Annotated in this window: 14 protein-coding genes; 10 read left to right on the forward strand and 4 right to left on the reverse strand. The window is 62.5% G+C overall.

Annotation, left to right across the window (positions count from 1 at the left end; translation table 11 throughout):
* Positions 1–19: 19 nt before the first annotated feature.
* A complete protein-coding gene (locus tag ABIE18_RS10155; protein WP_014922101.1) occupies positions 20–739 on the reverse strand; it encodes an IclR family transcriptional regulator in 720 nt (239 codons plus the stop codon).
* 151 nt (positions 740–890) lie between these two features.
* On the opposite strand from ABIE18_RS10155, the gene leuC reads away from it, so the two are divergent.
* From leuC to ABIE18_RS10185, 6 genes are all read left to right on the forward strand, one after another.
* A complete protein-coding gene (gene leuC / locus ABIE18_RS10160) occupies positions 891–2,342 on the forward strand; it encodes a 3-isopropylmalate dehydratase large subunit (RefSeq protein ID WP_499722571.1) in 1,452 nt (483 codons plus the stop codon).
* 9 nt (positions 2,343–2,351) lie between these two features.
* A complete protein-coding gene (gene leuD / locus ABIE18_RS10165; RefSeq protein WP_499722573.1) occupies positions 2,352–2,951 on the forward strand; it encodes a 3-isopropylmalate dehydratase small subunit in 600 nt (199 codons plus the stop codon).
* Between the two features lie 207 nt (positions 2,952–3,158).
* Positions 3,159–4,484, forward strand: coding sequence for a UDP-N-acetylglucosamine 1-carboxyvinyltransferase (gene murA / locus ABIE18_RS10170; RefSeq protein WP_499722574.1), 1,326 nt, complete (start codon positions 3,159–3,161; stop codon positions 4,482–4,484).
* An 11-nt stretch (positions 4,485–4,495) separates the two neighbouring features.
* Positions 4,496–5,329, forward strand: coding sequence for a lysophospholipid acyltransferase family protein (locus tag ABIE18_RS10175; RefSeq protein WP_499722576.1), 834 nt, complete (start codon positions 4,496–4,498; stop codon positions 5,327–5,329).
* Positions 5,326–6,378, forward strand: a complete 1,053-nt coding sequence (locus ABIE18_RS10180) for an NAD(P)H-dependent glycerol-3-phosphate dehydrogenase (RefSeq protein ID WP_499722578.1) — start codon at positions 5,326–5,328, stop codon at positions 6,376–6,378. Before ABIE18_RS10175 ends, ABIE18_RS10180 begins: the two co-directional genes overlap by 4 nt.
* On the forward strand, positions 6,378–7,517 hold the full coding sequence (locus tag ABIE18_RS10185; protein WP_477515188.1) for a D-alanine--D-alanine ligase family protein: 1,140 nt from the start codon (positions 6,378–6,380) through the stop codon (positions 7,515–7,517). The genes ABIE18_RS10180 and ABIE18_RS10185 overlap by 1 nt, the downstream gene beginning before the upstream one ends.
* 75 nt (positions 7,518–7,592) lie before the next feature.
* Here ABIE18_RS10185 and ABIE18_RS10190 read toward each other — a convergent pair whose 3' ends face one another.
* Entirely contained in the window at positions 7,593–8,102 is a 510-nt protein-coding gene (locus tag ABIE18_RS10190) for a DUF3515 domain-containing protein (protein ID WP_499722580.1), read from the reverse strand.
* Between the two features lie 134 nt (positions 8,103–8,236).
* On the opposite strand from ABIE18_RS10190, the gene thiL reads away from it, so the two are divergent.
* From thiL to rsmD, 4 genes are read left to right on the forward strand one after another with little or no spacing between them, the layout of a single operon-like run.
* Positions 8,237–9,265, forward strand: a complete 1,029-nt coding sequence (thiL, locus tag ABIE18_RS10195) for a thiamine-phosphate kinase (protein ID WP_499722582.1) — start codon at positions 8,237–8,239, stop codon at positions 9,263–9,265.
* 22 nt (positions 9,266–9,287) lie between these two features.
* Positions 9,288–10,409: a DAK2 domain-containing protein gene (locus tag ABIE18_RS10200; protein WP_499722584.1), complete on the forward strand. Its 1,122-nt coding sequence runs from the start codon at positions 9,288–9,290 to the stop codon at positions 10,407–10,409.
* Positions 10,399–12,654 carry an ATP-dependent DNA helicase RecG gene (locus ABIE18_RS10205; protein ID WP_499722585.1) on the forward strand — a complete coding sequence of 752 codons (2,256 nt, stop codon included), beginning with the start codon at positions 10,399–10,401 and terminating at the stop codon, positions 12,652–12,654. Before ABIE18_RS10200 ends, ABIE18_RS10205 begins: the two co-directional genes overlap by 11 nt.
* 57 nt (positions 12,655–12,711) lie before the next feature.
* The gene (gene rsmD / locus ABIE18_RS10210; RefSeq protein WP_499722587.1) at positions 12,712–13,278 is read left to right on the forward strand and encodes a 16S rRNA (guanine(966)-N(2))-methyltransferase RsmD; all 567 of its coding nucleotides are present in this window, start codon (positions 12,712–12,714) and stop codon (positions 13,276–13,278) included.
* Here rsmD and ABIE18_RS10215 read toward each other — a convergent pair.
* Both ABIE18_RS10215 and ABIE18_RS10220 read right to left on the reverse strand, forming a co-directional pair.
* Entirely contained in the window at positions 13,275–14,084 is an 810-nt protein-coding gene (locus ABIE18_RS10215) for a spermidine synthase (RefSeq protein WP_499722651.1), read from the reverse strand. The two genes, rsmD and ABIE18_RS10215, sit on opposite strands and share 4 nt — an antisense overlap.
* Positions 14,081–15,331: an aminotransferase class I/II-fold pyridoxal phosphate-dependent enzyme gene (locus ABIE18_RS10220; protein ID WP_499722589.1), complete on the reverse strand. Its 1,251-nt coding sequence runs from the start codon at positions 15,329–15,331 to the stop codon at positions 14,081–14,083. Before ABIE18_RS10220 ends, ABIE18_RS10215 begins: the two co-directional genes overlap by 4 nt.
* Between the last annotated feature and the right edge of the window lie 31 nt (positions 15,332–15,362).

Genomic DNA, 15,362 nt, shown 5'->3' on the forward strand with positions numbered 1-15,362 from the left:
CCCCCTTCAAAGAGCAGGTCTAGTCGTTGTTCTTGCGCAAGGCTTCGGTCAGTACCCGGGCGGCATTGCAGACGACCTCGGCGTGCAATCGTCCTGGCTGACGCGTGAGGCGCTCAATCGGACCTGAAATGGAAACCGCGGCTATGACCCTTCCGGAGGGTCCACGGACGGGAGCGGAAACCGAGGCGACCCCCGGCTCGCGTTCGCCCAGGCTCTGACCCCAGCCCCGGCGTCGTACTCCTGCCAGGACGGTGGGCGTAAAGCGGGCGTTCTGGAGTCCTTCCAGCAGGCGGTCGTGATCTTCCCAGGCGAGGAGGACCTGCGCGGCCGAGCCGGCTTTCATGGACAGCTGGGTTCCCACCGGAATGGTATCCCGGAGCCCGATCGGACGCTCCGCTGAGGCAACGCACACGCGCCAATCGCCCTGCCTGCGGAAAATCTGGGCGCTCTCGCCGGTAGCGTCCCGCAGTTGGATGAGTACCGGCCCGGCAGAAGCGATGAGCCGGTCTTCACCAGCGGCGGATGCGAGTTCCACCAGGCGGCTGCCCAGAACGAACCGTCCCTGGATGTCGCGGCTGACCAGCCGGTGGTGGACCAAGGCCAGCGCGAGCCGGTGAACGGTGGGCCGGGCGAGGCCCGTGGCCGCTACAAGTTGTGCAAGTGTCGTTGGCCCGGCCTCGAGGGCATCGAGTACTTGGGCCGCTTTATCAATGACCCCGACTCCACTAGAATTGTCCATGTAATGATATTGCCGTCTCAATATCTGAGATGCAAGTTGTTTCACTGGCCTATTTTGCGGCCCTGCTGGTTCAGTGGTTAGAAGAGTTCAGTGGTTAGAGGAACAGTTCAGTGGATGAAGAACATCCAACTTCAGTGAAGGGAGCAAGGCCGTGGGAAAGACACTGGCCGAGAAAGTCTGGGACGCGCACGTAGTGCGCAAGGGTGAAGGCGAAGGAGCCAATGCCCAGCCCGACCTTCTTTTCATTGACTTGCACCTGGTCCACGAGGTGACGTCACCGCAGGCTTTCGAGGGTCTGCGCCTGGCTGGCCGCAAGCTACGCCGCACTGACCTCACCATTGCCACGGAGGACCACAACACTCCCACGCTGGACATCGACAAGCCCATCGCGGACCTCACCAGCCGCACGCAGATTGAAACGCTGCGTGCCAACTGCAAGGAATTCGGCGTCCGCCTGCACTCACTCGGCGACAAAGAGCAGGGCATCGTGCACGTCGTGGGTCCGCAGCTGGGTCTGACCCAGCCGGGCATGACGGTGGTATGTGGCGACTCGCACACCTCCACGCATGGCGCCTTCGGTGCACTGGCCATGGGCATCGGAACCTCTGAAGTCGAGCACGTCATGGCAACCCAGACGCTGTCCTTGAAGCCGTTCAAGACCATGGCGATCAACGTTGAGGGGACACTGCGCCCAGGAGTTACCGCAAAGGACATCATCCTGGCCGTCATCGCCAAGATCGGTACCGGCGGAGGCCAGGGCTACGTCCTGGAATACCGCGGATCCGCCATCCGGGCCCTGTCGATGGATGCCCGCATGACCATCTGCAACATGTCCATCGAAGCCGGCGCGCGTGCCGGCATGGTGGCTCCGGACCAGATCACCTACGACTACATGCAGGGCCGTCCGCATGCGCCCGAAGGCGCTGACTGGGACGCCGCCGTCGAGTACTGGAACACGCTGCACACTGACGCCGACGCGACGTTCGACGTCGAAGTGGACCTGGACGCCAACACCCTCGAGCCGTTCGTCACCTGGGGCACCAACCCCGGCCAGGGCGTTTCCCTCTCAGCCAAGGTTCCTTCCCCGGAGGACTTTGGCGACGAGAACGCCAAGGCTGCCGCCGAGCGCGCGCTGCAATACATGGGCCTTGAGGCAGGCACCCCCATGAAAGACATCCGTGTGGATACCGTCTTCCTGGGCTCCTGCACCAACTCCCGCATCGAGGACCTGCGAGCTGCAGCCGACATCATCCGCGGCCGCGAGAAGGACCCGGATATCCGCATGCTTGTAGTGCCTGGCTCCGCCCGTGTCCGGCTCGAAGCCGAAGCCGAGGGCCTGGATAAAGTCTTCAAGGATTTCGGTGCCGAGTGGCGCTTCGCCGGTTGCTCGATGTGCCTGGGCATGAACCCGGACCAACTGGAGCCGGGGGAGCGTTGCGCATCAACGTCCAACCGCAACTTTGAGGGCCGCCAGGGCAAGGGTGGCCGTACGCACCTTGTCTCTCCCGTGGTGGCTGCCGCTACAGCCGTTCGCGGAACGTTGAGCTCGCCGTCGGACCTTGAGCCGGCTTCTGCAGGCACATTGACCGGAATCGCAGTCTAGGAGGATCCCATGGAAGCATTCACCACCCACACCGGCATCGGTGTTCCGCTGCGCCAGAGCAATGTGGATACCGATCAGATCATTCCGGCGGTCTACCTCAAGCGCATCACGCGCACAGGCTTCGAAGACGCCCTCTTCGCTGCATGGCGCAAGGACGAGTCCTTCATCCTGAACCAGGCCCCGTTTAAGGCCGGCTCCGTGCTGGTGGCCGGCCCCGACTTTGGCACGGGTTCCTCCCGTGAGCACGCTGTCTGGGCATTGAAGGACTATGGCTTCAAGGCTGTATTGTCCTCGCGTTTCGCCGATATTTTCCGCGGTAACTCAGGAAAGCAGGGACTGCTGGCAGCCCAGGTGGCACAGGATGACATCGAGCTCATCTGGAAGGTCCTGGAGAACAGCCCTGGCACTGAGGTCAAGGTGGACCTGGTCTCCAAGACCGTGGAATGCGGCAATGTTGTGGCTCCGTTCGAGATCGACGACTATACGCGCTGGCGCCTCCTGGAAGGCCTCGATGACATCGGACTGACGTTGCAGCACGAGGAAGACATCACCGCCTACGAGGCCACACGGCCTTCCTTTAAACCGAAGACGCTTCCGGCGAAAAGCTGACGATTTCGTCGGCGGCTGAATGCTGCGGAACCAGGACCGGTGGGCCCCCTAGGGTGGGCTCACCGGTCCTTTTTTCGAAAGGATTGATGGATACAGGATCTGCCCGGCACGGGGCAGCTCCATTTCGGTTAGGTAACCCGAGCTTCTATGCTTAGCTGGAGCCTTTGTAAGTATGGGGGGCGAGTAGTCGTGAGGAAACCGGTATAGATGAGTAGTGTTCTGACAATCCGCGGTGGCGTCCCGTTGACAGGGCGGGTGACCGTTCGCGGTGCCAAGAACCTGGTGCCCAAGGCCATGGTGGCGGCGTTGCTGGGCAGCGAACCATCAGTGCTTCGCAACGTGCCGGAAATCAAGGACGTGGAGGTTGTCACCAGCCTGCTGAAGCTCCACGGGGTGACTGTGGTCAAGGACCCCGAGACGGGCGATCTGACACTGGATCCGAAGGATGCCAAAACGGCATCCAGCACCGCCATTGACGCGCATGCCGGTGATTCACGCATCCCGATCCTGCTGTGCGGCCCCCTGATCCATGCGATCGGAGAGGCTTTCATTCCGGACCTCGGCGGCTGCAAAATTGGCGATCGTCCCATCGACTACCACCTGAACGTCCTGCGTCAGTTTGGCGCCGTCGTGGAAAAGCGCCCTGGTGGCATCCACATCTCCGCCCCGAATGGCCTGCACGGCGCCAAGATCTCCCTTCCTTATCCGTCCGTCGGCGCGACCGAGCAAGTGTTGCTGAGCGCCACGCGCGCGGAGGGAATCACGGAACTCAGCGGCGCTGCGACGGAACCTGAGATCATCGACCTCATCGCCGTGCTGCAGAAGATGGGCGCGATCATCAGCGTCCAGACTGACCGCACCATCCGTATCGAGGGTGTCAAGGACCTGGGCGGCTATAACCACCGGGCGCTTCCGGACCGGAACGAGACAGCGTCCTGGGCTTCGGCCGCGTTGGTCACGCGTGGCGACATCTTTGTTGAAGGTGCTTCACAGCGGGACATGATGACTTTCCTGAACACCTACCGCAAGGTGGGGGGCGGCATGGACATTGGTGATGACGGCATCCGTTTTTACCACCCCGGAGGCAAGCTTTCCCCGCTGGTCCTGGAGACGGATGTGCACCCCGGCTTCATGACTGACTGGCAGCAGCCCCTGGTGGTCGCTTTGACCCAGGCGGAGGGCGTGTCGATTGTGCATGAGACGGTCTATGAGAACCGTTTCGGGTTCACCGATGCCCTGGCCCGAATGGGTGCAAACATCCAGGTCCACCGTGAGTGCCTTGGCAGCGTCCCCTGCCGCTTCGGCCAGCGGAACTTCCTGCATTCTGCCGTGATCTCCGGTCCTACGCCGCTGCGGGGGACCGAGATTGACATCCCCGATCTTCGTGGCGGTTTCAGCCACCTCATCGCAGCTTTGGCCGCGACCGGCACGTCCAGGGTCACTGGCATCGATATCATCAACCGCGGATATGAGCGCTTTACAGAGAAGCTCGCTGGCCTGGGCGCCGATTTCGACATCATCACCACCAAGTAGCGGGGGACCCTTTGAAGGAATCGGCCAAGAGCCGGGCCACGTTCATGCTCCTGGCGGGCATGGCGCGTCCGTTGATGAACCTCCTGATGGGCAAGAAGTGGGAGGGCACCGGGAAGCTCCCCGCGGGCGGCTTCATCGCAGCACCGAACCACTGCACTGAAATTGATCCCGTCGTGATCGGGCACATGCTCTACAACCAGAAGCGTCCTCCGCACTTCCTCGCGAAGGCAGGACTCTTCAAAGCACCTGTGTTGGGAGCGTTGCTGCGGGCGACGAACCAGATTCCGGTTGAACGCTCGACGGCGGGAGCGAACCGCTCGCTGCAAATCGCCAAAGAGGTGGTGGACGCTGGAGGCGCCATCATTATCTACCCCGAGGGAACCCTGACCCGGGATCCGGACCTGTGGCCGATGAAGGGGCACACTGGCGCTGCCCGCCTGGCATTGCAGACAGGTGCACCGGTTGTTCCGATGGCCCACTGGGGTGCCCATGAGGTTTTCCCCCGGTACGCCAAGCGCTTCCACGTCTTTCCTCGAAAGACCGTCAGGGTTCTGGTAGGTGAGCCCGTGGACCTGAGCGCTTTCGCGGACCGGCCCATGGACCGGGCCACGCTGTCCGAAGCTACCGACGTCATCATGGAGGCAGTCACCGCGCTCCTGGCAACCCTCCGCGGTGAGGAGCCGCCCGCCGAACGTTGGGATCCGGCCGTTCATAAGCAGGCCAAACATGGCCGGTTCGTGGAGCGGGGTTCAAACGCTGCACGGGGCGCCGCGCCTGAAAAGGCTGCAGAACCCGCTGGCAAGGAAGCATCTCTTGAGGATCCGGAATCGGAGGGCGGCAAATGACGGTTATGGAAAGCCCTGTCCCTGCTCCGGACACCGTAGCTGTACTTGGCGCAGGTTCGTGGGGAACGACGTTCGCCAAGATCCTCGCGGATGCTGCTGCCACTACCGGGGTGGAGCGGAGGATCCGGATCTGGGGGCGGCGCGCCCGAGTCGTGGATCAGATCAACGCGGATCACCGCAATGAACAGTACTTGAAGGACATCGAACTTCCCCACGCAGTCACCGCATCCACGGATGTTGCAGAGGTCCTGCAGGGTGCCGGTCTCGTGGTCCTGGCCGTGCCGGCCCAATCGCTGCGGCCCCAGTTGGGGGAATGGAAGCGCCTGCTCGCACCGGACGCAATTGTCGTGTCGCTGATGAAGGGCCTTGAACTGGGGACTGACGCGCGCATGAGCGAGGTCATCGCCCAGGAGCTTGGAATCCCCGAATCACGTGTGGTGGTGGTCTCCGGACCCAACCTCGCCATGGAGATTGCCAGGGAACAACCCACTGCGTCTGTAGTTGCCTGCAGTGACGCCGATACCGCCGCCGCAATCGCACTCTGCTGCACCGCACCGTACTTCCGTCCCTACACCAGCACCGATGTTGTGGGCGTGGAGATCGGCGGGATCGTCAAGAATGTCATTGCCTTGGCTGTGGGTATTTGCGAGGGGCGCCAGATGGGTGACAACACCAAAGCGTCAGTCATCACGCGAGGCCTCGCCGAGACGTCCCGGCTTGCCCTGGCCCTGGGTGGAGAGGCCCATACGATGGCGGGGCTCGCGGGGCTCGGCGACCTCGTTGCGACATGCTCCTCTGCCCTTTCCCGAAATCACACAGCTGGAAGGCTTTTGGGCGAGGGGTTGAGCCTGGAGCAGGTGGCTGAACAGATGACGCAAACCGCTGAAGGCATTAAGTCCGGCCCTGCCGTGTATGAATTGGCGGGCAAACTGAATGTCGAAATGCCCATTACGGCCGCCGTTGTGGCGGTGCTTGAAGGCAAAATGTCCGTTGATGACCTGGGGCCGCGATTGCTGGCCCGGGCCCTGAAGTCCGAAGGCGACTACTGATTGTGACTGAAGAATCCACCCCCGTGACCGGCCGTCGACCCCGTGTGGCGGTCCTTTTCGGCGGACGTTCCAGCGAACACGCTGTTAGTTGCGTGACGGCAGCAGGCGTCATGGGTGCCATTGATAAGAGCAAATACGACGTCGTGCCCATCGGTATTGCCAAGTCCGGACAGTGGGTCCTTGCATCGGGGGACACCAGCCAGTGGTCCTTGAGCTCGTCGGCGCTTCCTGAGGTATCGCCGTCGGACCGGACTGTCACCTTGGCAGAGGTGGGCGGCGAGCACCAGCTCATCGTGACCGCACCGAATGCCATCCCCGAGGAACTCGGTTCCGTGGACGTCGTCTTTCCTTTGCTCCATGGCCCTTGGGGCGAGGATGGAACGGTCCAGGGCCTCCTGGAGCTATCCGACACACGCTATGTTGGTGCCGGCGTGCTCGCCTCGGCAGTGGGCATGGACAAGCACTTCATGAAGGTGGTTTTCGAAGCCGCTGGACTGACGGTGGGGCCTTATATCGCCGTCACGGACCGCGAATGGCTCACGGACGCCGAGGCCGTCCGCAAGCGCGTGGACAAGCTCGGTTTCCCGGTCTTCGTCAAACCTGCCCGTGCAGGCTCCTCCATGGGAATTTCCAAGGTGGATTCGTTGGAGGGCCTGGACGCGGCCATCGAGGAAGCCCGCCGCCACGACTTGAAGCTGGTCATCGAAGCCGGCATTGTCGGGCGCGAAATCGAGTGCGCTGTGCTGCAAGGCAGGGGCACCGATGCGCCGCGCACCTCCATGCCCGGCGAAATCACTGTGGCTATCGGCGAACACCAATTCTATGACTTTGCTGCCAAGTACGTTGAAGATGGTGCTGCCGCGCTGAGTTGCCCGGCCGACATGCCGGATGAAGCCATTGCCCGCGTCCGGGAATTGGCCGCTGCCGCCTTCGACGCCGTGGGTGCGGAAGGCCTGAGCCGTGTGGACTTCTTCTACACGCCCGCTGGTGAGCTGATTATTAACGAAATCAACACCATGCCGGGCTTCACGCCCAAGAGCATGTACCCGCAGATGTGGGCGGCTTCCGGCTTGGCGTATCCCGAGCTGATCGACGAACTCATCCACCTTGCCCTGACCCGCAAAACGGGCCTGCGCTAGCCCCAAGCAAGAGCAGCTGGTCTCGGTTGGAAGGATCAACCGACACCAGCTGCTGTTTATCCGGTTGAGCACCCGCTACTTGCTGGTCGGCAGGTTCTGCAGGTCTTCCTGGCCAACGCAGTGGCGCGTTGCTCTGATCTTGCCCGCAGCGGCCGCAAGTTCGGTGAGGACTGTGGCGGAGCTGATGTTGGCGGCTTCCAATTTGACCGGATCCACGAGGATTTCCGTTGCCGGCTCGCGTCCGAAGGTGGTCAGGGTGTAGACACCATCGCCTTCTTTGATCACCCAGTCAATGTCATTCACGCTGACGCAGCGGTCAGTGGTGGGTCCAGGGACGTTGACACCGCAACGCAGGATGATCTGGGAAGGATCGCCCCACGCAGCAGTGGCCTGGCTGTTGGTCTTGCGGAGTGCGGCATCGCCGATCTTGTCCGGGAGCGCCACCATCATGGGTGCGCAGGCCGGATTGGCCGCGTCGGTTGCCGCTGTGACGTCCACAGTGGCGGCGCAGGCTGAGACTGCGAGGAGGGACGCTGCGGCCAAGCTGAAAGCCACGGCAGTCCGCGGAAGGGTCTTTCGGTGCATCCCTCCAGCCTATCCCGCGCACGCGGCCGCTTGGCGTGCGGTTGGTGCACCCGTTGCGAGGGTCACATTGCCGATGGAGCGGCCGGCACAGGCTCCGGCGATATTTTGTCGGTGTCCCGCGATAGCGTAGAGCCGTGCCCCCAAAACAGCCATGCGAAGAATGTCCAACAGTCGCAGATCTCTCGGAGTCCGAGCTCCTGGCCCTGATCTTCCCCCGCCTGAACAGCAGCCCCAGCGTCCTGCTGGGTCCCGGCGACGACGCCGCCCTGGTTGCCGCCACGGACGGCCGCACACTGATTTCCATCGATACCCAGACCCAGGACCAGGACTTCCGGCTGGAGTGGAACAACGGCTATCGAACCACAGGATACGACGTCGGGTGGAAGTCCGCGGCCCAGAACCTTAGCGATATCAACGCCATGGGCGGAACGGCCACCTCACTGGTGGTGAGCCTGACCATGCCGCCGGCCACACCAGTTCAATGGGTTGAGGACTTTGCGGATGGCCTCACCGCTGGAATCATCGGGCTGGGGGTTCCGGACTGCTCCGTCGCGGGGGGAGACCTGGGCCGTGGGCGCGAGATTGCGGTGACTGTCGCCGTCGTCGGTACTTTGGCTGGAGAGGCGCCCGTACTGCGTTCCGGGGCGAAGCCGGGAGATGTCGTGGCAGTGGCAGGCACGCTGGGGCGTGCTGCCGCCGGTCTGGCGCTGTTGGAAAGCGAAGTCACCTTAACGGACCTCTCGAGTGAGCAGCGTGCCCTGGTGGATAGCCAATGCCGGCCCTTGCCGCCGTTGGCTGCCGGGCCGCTTGCCGCACGTTCGGGTGTAACAGCAATGATGGACATTTCAGATGGGCTGCTGCGCGACGGCGGCCGGCTCGCTGCGGCGAGCAACGTCATCCTGGACTTTGACGCTGTTGCGTTGAAGGTCCACGCACTTCCGTTGGAACCAGCTGCTGCCTTGCTGCGCATGGATTCCATGGCGTGGGTTCTGGGCGGGGGAGAAGACCACGGACTGCTGGCTACGTTCCCAGCGGGAATTCAGCTGCCGCAGGGCTTCACTGCGATAGGCTCAGTTCAGGCCGTTGTCCAGTCTCAAGGCAGCGGCGTCCGGATTGCCGGACAAGCTGCTGACACCGTGGGATGGGATCATTTTGCAGACTAAGATCGCCGCGAATGCGCACGCCATGAAACGTTGGCTCGGCAAGACAGAGGTGGTCCTTGGCAACCATAGCGACCGCCTGAACGCGATCAACATCTTTCCCGTCGCAGACGGCGATACTGGAACCAACCTTTATCTGACCGCGCGCGCGGCTGTGTCCGCGTTGGCTGGCAACGCTCCTGACGCTATCGAAACCGGTAACGACGTCGGTGCTGTGCTGTCACGCGCTGGTCAGGCCGCCATGGAACAGGCAAGGGGCAACTCCGGCACCCTTTTTGCTGTCTTCCTGTGCGCTGCGGCGGAGCCGCTTGCCGGAAAAGCGCGTCTGAGTGCGCCGCTGCTGGCCACGGCCCTCAACAGGGCCCAGATCCGGGCCTGGTCGGCCTTGAGCGAACCGGTATCCGGAACCATGCTGTCTGTCCTTGAAGCAGCGGCCCATGCCGCCCAAGCGGCGGATTCTTCCCAGAACGGTGATGACAGCAACCACGCACTGGGCCTTGCTTTGGACGCAGTGGTGGAAGCTGCCTTCCAAGCTGTCGTTCGCACCGAAGATGAACTCGCACCCTTGCAGGCGGCGCATGTGGTGGACGCCGGCGGTGTAGGTATGTTGCTGGTGCTGGATTGTCTCCGCTCCGCGGTACTCGGCGAAGAACTGCAGGATGAGCTCCTTGATGGCCTCCACGGCTACCAGCTGCAGGATCCGCACATCCACCAGCAGATGCCGGCCGACGACGGCGTGGAAGTCATGTGTACCATCAGCCTTTCGCCCTTGGACGCGGCCGTGCTGCGCCAACGCCTGGATGAGATGGGTGATTCCGTCATCATGAGCCAGGTTGGAAATACAGGCCACCATCCGGACGACGACGAATCCACGGCTGAGGCCAGTTATCGTTGGCGGGTGCATGTCCACGTACGTGATCCCGCGCCAGCTGTGGCGCTGATCCGGTCTCTGGGGGAGCCAACTGACATTGCCGTCAGCCAGCTTGCCCTTCCCCGCGATTCTGAAGACGGGCACCGCGATTTTGAGGGCGGGCAGCGCGATTTTGAAGACGGGCACCGCGATTTTGAGGGCGGGCAGCGGGGCCAGGAAGCAACACAAACTGCAGAACCCAGCAGCACCCCGGGCCAGTCACGGCATGAATACTGAGCTGGAACTGCCCCTGGAACGCAGGATCGGCAAGCGTTCGGCGTCCGTCATTGACAAGCACCTTGGCCTCAAGACAACAGGCGCGCTGCTGAACTACTTTCCGCGCAGGTATTTGAGCCGGGGCGAACTTACTCCCATCAGCAACCTCCCCCTGGATGAGGAAGTCACGCTCATTGCGCGGGTCCTGTCCAACAGCACCCGTCAGATGCGTGCCCGGCGGGGTTCCATCACGGACGTCGTGGTGACCGATGAAGCTGGTGGAAGCCACGTTCCCGGCACCCTGAAAGTCAGTTTTTTCAATGGGTTCCGGGCCAAGGCCGAGCTCCTCCCGGGACGCCGTGCAATGTTTTCCGGCAAGGTGACCCGGTACGGGGGAGCTTTGGGCCTGACTAATCCGGACTTTCTCTTGCTGGATGAGGATCCGGATGCTGACGGCTCCATGGACCCCGAAAAGCTGGCAGCCATGCCGATTCCCGTCTATCCCGCCACGGCAAAGCTGACAAGCTGGTCCATCCACAAGGTGATTACGGCGTTGCTGGAAACCCTGGACCTCGATGCCCTGGCGGATCCCCTCCCGGAGTTCATTGTCCGCAGGGACGGACTGCTGAGTGTGGCTGACGCGTACCGCCTGATCCATTCGCCGGAGACGGCAAGGGACTGGCAGCGGGCACAGGAACGGTTCCGATACCAGGAGGCGCTGGTGCTGCAGGCGGCTTTGGCGCGACGACGAGCCCAGCTTGCTGCAGAGGAAGCCACTGCACGGCGTCCGGTCAGCGGCGGCCTGCTGGAAGAGTTTGATCGGAACCTGCCCTTCACGCTCACTGCCGGCCAGACAGCGGTGGGAAAGACACTTTCCGAGGAACTTGGCCAGGACACCCCCATGAATCGGCTCCTGCAAGGTGAGGTCGGTTCGGGCAAAACGATTGTGGCACTGCGGGCGATGCTGCAGGTGGTTGACGCGGGGGGACAGGCGGCACTCCTCGCGCCTACTGAGGTTTTGGCTGCACAGCATGTCGATTCCATCCGCAGGACCCTCGGTCCGCTGGCCCGCGATCATATGTTCGGTGGTGCCGGCATGCTTGGTGCCGATGCCGGCAAGGCTGGCGTCCAGGTGACTCTGCTGACTGGTTCCATGCCCACTGCCGGGCGAAAGCAGGCCATGCTGGACGCCGCTTCAGGAAACGCCGGCATCGTGATCGGCACCCACGCTTTGTTGAGCGACAAAACCAGTTTTCAGGACCTCGGCTTGATCGTGGTGGACGAGCAGCACCGCTTCGGCGTGGAGCAACGTGACGCCCTGCGTTCCAAGGCCCAACGTCCGCCGCATCTGCTGGTTATGACTGCTACGCCTATTCCCCGCACAGTGGCGATGACCGTGTTCGGCGATCTTGAGACCTCCATCCTCGATGAACTCCCCGCTGGGCGGGCACCCATTTCCACTCATGTTGTGGGGCTTGCGGAGAACCCGGGCTGGGCGGATCGAATCTGGAAACGATCGCGGGAAGAAGTCGACGCCGGTCATCAGGTTTACGTTGTATGTCCCAAAATCGGGTCCGATGACGACGGCGACTTCAGCCCAGGAGAGGCGGAACCAAGCGATGCCGAACTCTCGGAAGAAGGTCCGGCCCGCGAGCTCGCTTCGGTGACAGCCGTCGTCGAAAGCCTGGTGCAGGAGCCGTCCTTGGCCGGGGTGCCCGTGGCGCCCCTCCATGGTCGTCAGGACCCCCTGCTTAAAACCGAAACCATGGCATCGTTCGCGGCAAACCAGACCAAGGTGCTGGTCTCCACCACGGTCATCGAGGTGGGTGTCGATGTTCACAATGCCACCCTGATGGTCATCCTGGACGCCGATCGTTTTGGTATTTCCCAACTCCACCAGCTACGCGGCCGGGTTGGCCGTGGCGGTCTGCCGGGGACTTGCCTGCTCGTCACTACTTTGGAGCCAGGGCACCCGAGCCGTCGCAGACTGGACGCTGTTGCGTCCACCACCGACGGGTTTGAGCTCTCCCAGGAAGACCTGAAACTCCGCCGGGAGGGCGATATCCTCGGCGCCTCACAATCAGGTGGGCGGTCCACGCTTAAGCTGCTGCGTGTCCTGGAGCATGAAGATCTGATTGCCCGAGCCCGCGCGGACGCACAGGCCCTGGTGGCCCAGGACCCGGCACTGGAACAGCAGCCGGTCCTGGCCGCGACCATTGATGAATACTTGAACCCTGAAAAGGAGGCGTTCCTTGAACGCGGTTAGAGAATCCCCAGCTACGCGCAGCGGTAAACGGTCGGGCACCGGCAACGGAGAGGCGCTGTGAGCCGGATTATTGCCGGCGTTGCTGGTGGCAATCCGCTCACGAGCGTGCCCGGGACCGCAACGCGGCCCACTACGGACCGTGTCAAGGAAGCACTGTTTTCCCGGCTCGAGTCTTTGGCTGTCATCGACGATTCCCGGGTGCTGGATCTCTATGCCGGTTCCGGAGCCCTGGGCGTGGAGAGCGCCAGCCGGGGCGCCCGCAGCGTGGATCTGGTGGAATTCGACGCCAAGGCCAGCGATGCCTGCCAGCGCAACGCGGATTTGGTCAACCAAATCCTGGGCGGCAAGAAAGTCTCAGTCCATCGATCCAAGGTGGAGTCTTTCCTGGAGCGCGCCACAGGACGCGATGTGTGGGATCTGGTGTTCCTGGATCCGCCATATCCGCTGGACGAACCAGCGTTGAGTGCCGTGCTGGCCAAATTATCGGCCCACTTGGATGAAGGGGCGGTTGTGGTGGTGGAGAGGTCCTCCAGGAGTCCCGAACCGGCCTGGCCTGAAGCGATGGAATGTTTCGCTGACAAGAAGTACGGCGAGACCAAGCTATGGTTCGCTGAACCCTCCTAGTCCGAAATTCTGTCCAGGTCCACGCCATGGAGGACTGTTGCCGGGTGTGGGCCCCGGGACAGCAGTGCGCTGGTCCACGCTGCCGGCCATGGCGTTCGGGTGCCCACCAGGATGATGTTGCCGGGGTAGCGCCCCGCGAACATTCCCGTCTCGGCAAATGCGATAACGTCCGCCATTGCCTGCCGGAGGGCTGCTACCTGGCTTCGCACCAACGTCAGCGCCGGTTCATCGCCGACGTTCACAATCAGTAGGCCGTTTGGTCCCAAGCGGGCAGCGGCCTCTTCGTAGAACTCCCTGCACGCGATGTGGGCTGGTGCTTCTGGCCCGGAGAAGATGTCAAGGATGACGACGTCGAACCTGACGTCCGCGGGAAGTTCGGCCAGCGCCTCGCGTGCGTCGCCTATGTGCGTGTGCAGCCGCGTGCCCTCCGGCATGGGCAGCTTTTGCAGGACGAAGTCCAGTAATTCGCGTTCGAGTTCCACTGCATATTGGTCCGAACCTGGACGTGTGGCCTGGATGTAACGGGCCAATGTCAGGGCACCGGCGCCGAGATGGAGCACGGAGAGTGGCTCACCGGGCTCTGCGGCCAGATCCACCACATGACCGATCCTGCGAAGATATTCGTAGAAGATCTCCGCGGGGTTGGCCACGTTCACGTGGGATTGTTCAGCGCCACCGATGCTGAGGATGTAACTGCCTTCAATGAGCGTATCGGCATCAACAGTGGCGTGCTGCCCAGTGGTCCGCAGGAAACGCGTGGCGTGATGACGGCCGGCGTCGTTGCGGCCGGCGTCGTTGCGGCTCAGAGCAGGTCCTTAAGCGCGGCCAGTCGTTCGGCCGCTTCTTCCAGGACGCTGGTTTTTTTGCAGAAGGCAAAACGCAACAGGCTGCGGGTCCGTTGCGCTCCTTCAGGATGGCAAAAAACAGGAACCGGTATCGCAGCGACACCCACCAGGGCGGGCAACCGGCGTGCCAGGTCCACGGAGTCCTTGATGCCCAAGGGTTCCGTGTCGACGTTGACGAAGTAGGTACCGCGTGGCGTAAAGACATTGAATCCTGCAGCGCGAAGGCCCTCGGAGAGGATGTCGCGTTTGTGTCGCAGCGTTTCGGCTATGCCTGTATAGAAGGTGTCAGGAAGGGCAAGTCCCACGGCGATGGCGCCTTGGAACGGCGTGCCTGAGCTGTATGTCAGGAACTGTTTGACGGTGCGGACTGCGGCAACGAGGTCCTGGGGGCCGCTAAGCCAGCCGATCTTCCAACCAGTGAAGGAGAACGTCTTTCCTGCAGAAGAGATTGTGAGGGTCCGTTCCGCCGCCCCAGGCAAAGAAGCGACCGGAATATGCGTTACACCGAAGGTGAGGTGCTCGTAGACTTCGTCGCTGACAATGATGGCGCCGTATTTTGTGGCCAGCTCAACCACCTTTTCCAGGACTTCTTGGGGAAAAACGGCGCCGGTGGGATTGTGTGGGTTGTTCAGGAGCACCACTTTGGTGCGGCTGCTGAAGGCCTCTTCCAGTCTGGAGAGGTCCGGAAGGAAATCGGGAGCGGTCAGGGGAGCAGTGACATGTTGTGCCCCTGCCAATCCGATGATGGCTCCGTAGGAGTCATAGAACGGTTCGAAGGTCAGGACTTCGTCACCGGGTTGGACGAAAGCCAGAAGTGAGGCCGCGATGGCTTCCGTGGCGCCAGTGGTGATGATGATTTCCGTCTGCGGGTCCGGAGTGAGTCCATAGAACCGGAGCTGGTGCTCCGCGACGGCTTCGCGTAACTCCGTGATGCCCTTGCCAGGTGCGTATTGGTTGGCTCCTGCGGCGATGGCTGCCTGCGCTGCCGCTTTGATCTCCACGGGTCCGTCCTCGTCGGGGAAGCCCTGTCCGAGGTTGATGGCGCCGGAGGAGATTGCCAAGGTGGTCATCTCCTCGAAGATGGTCACTCCGAGGTTTCCGTCAGGGGAAAGCAGGTTGGCGCCAGTGGCGGCCCGCTGCCATGGCGCGGGGGCGTGAGCCGTTGTGTTGAGCGGTAAAGTGCTGCCTGCTGGTGACATGTCAGCCATGGTATCCCGGCGAAGCTATGGGGTAGGTTCG

The sequence above is a fragment of the Arthrobacter sp. 2762 genome (assembly GCF_040548745.1).
Lineage (GTDB): Bacteria > Actinomycetota > Actinomycetes > Actinomycetales > Micrococcaceae > Arthrobacter.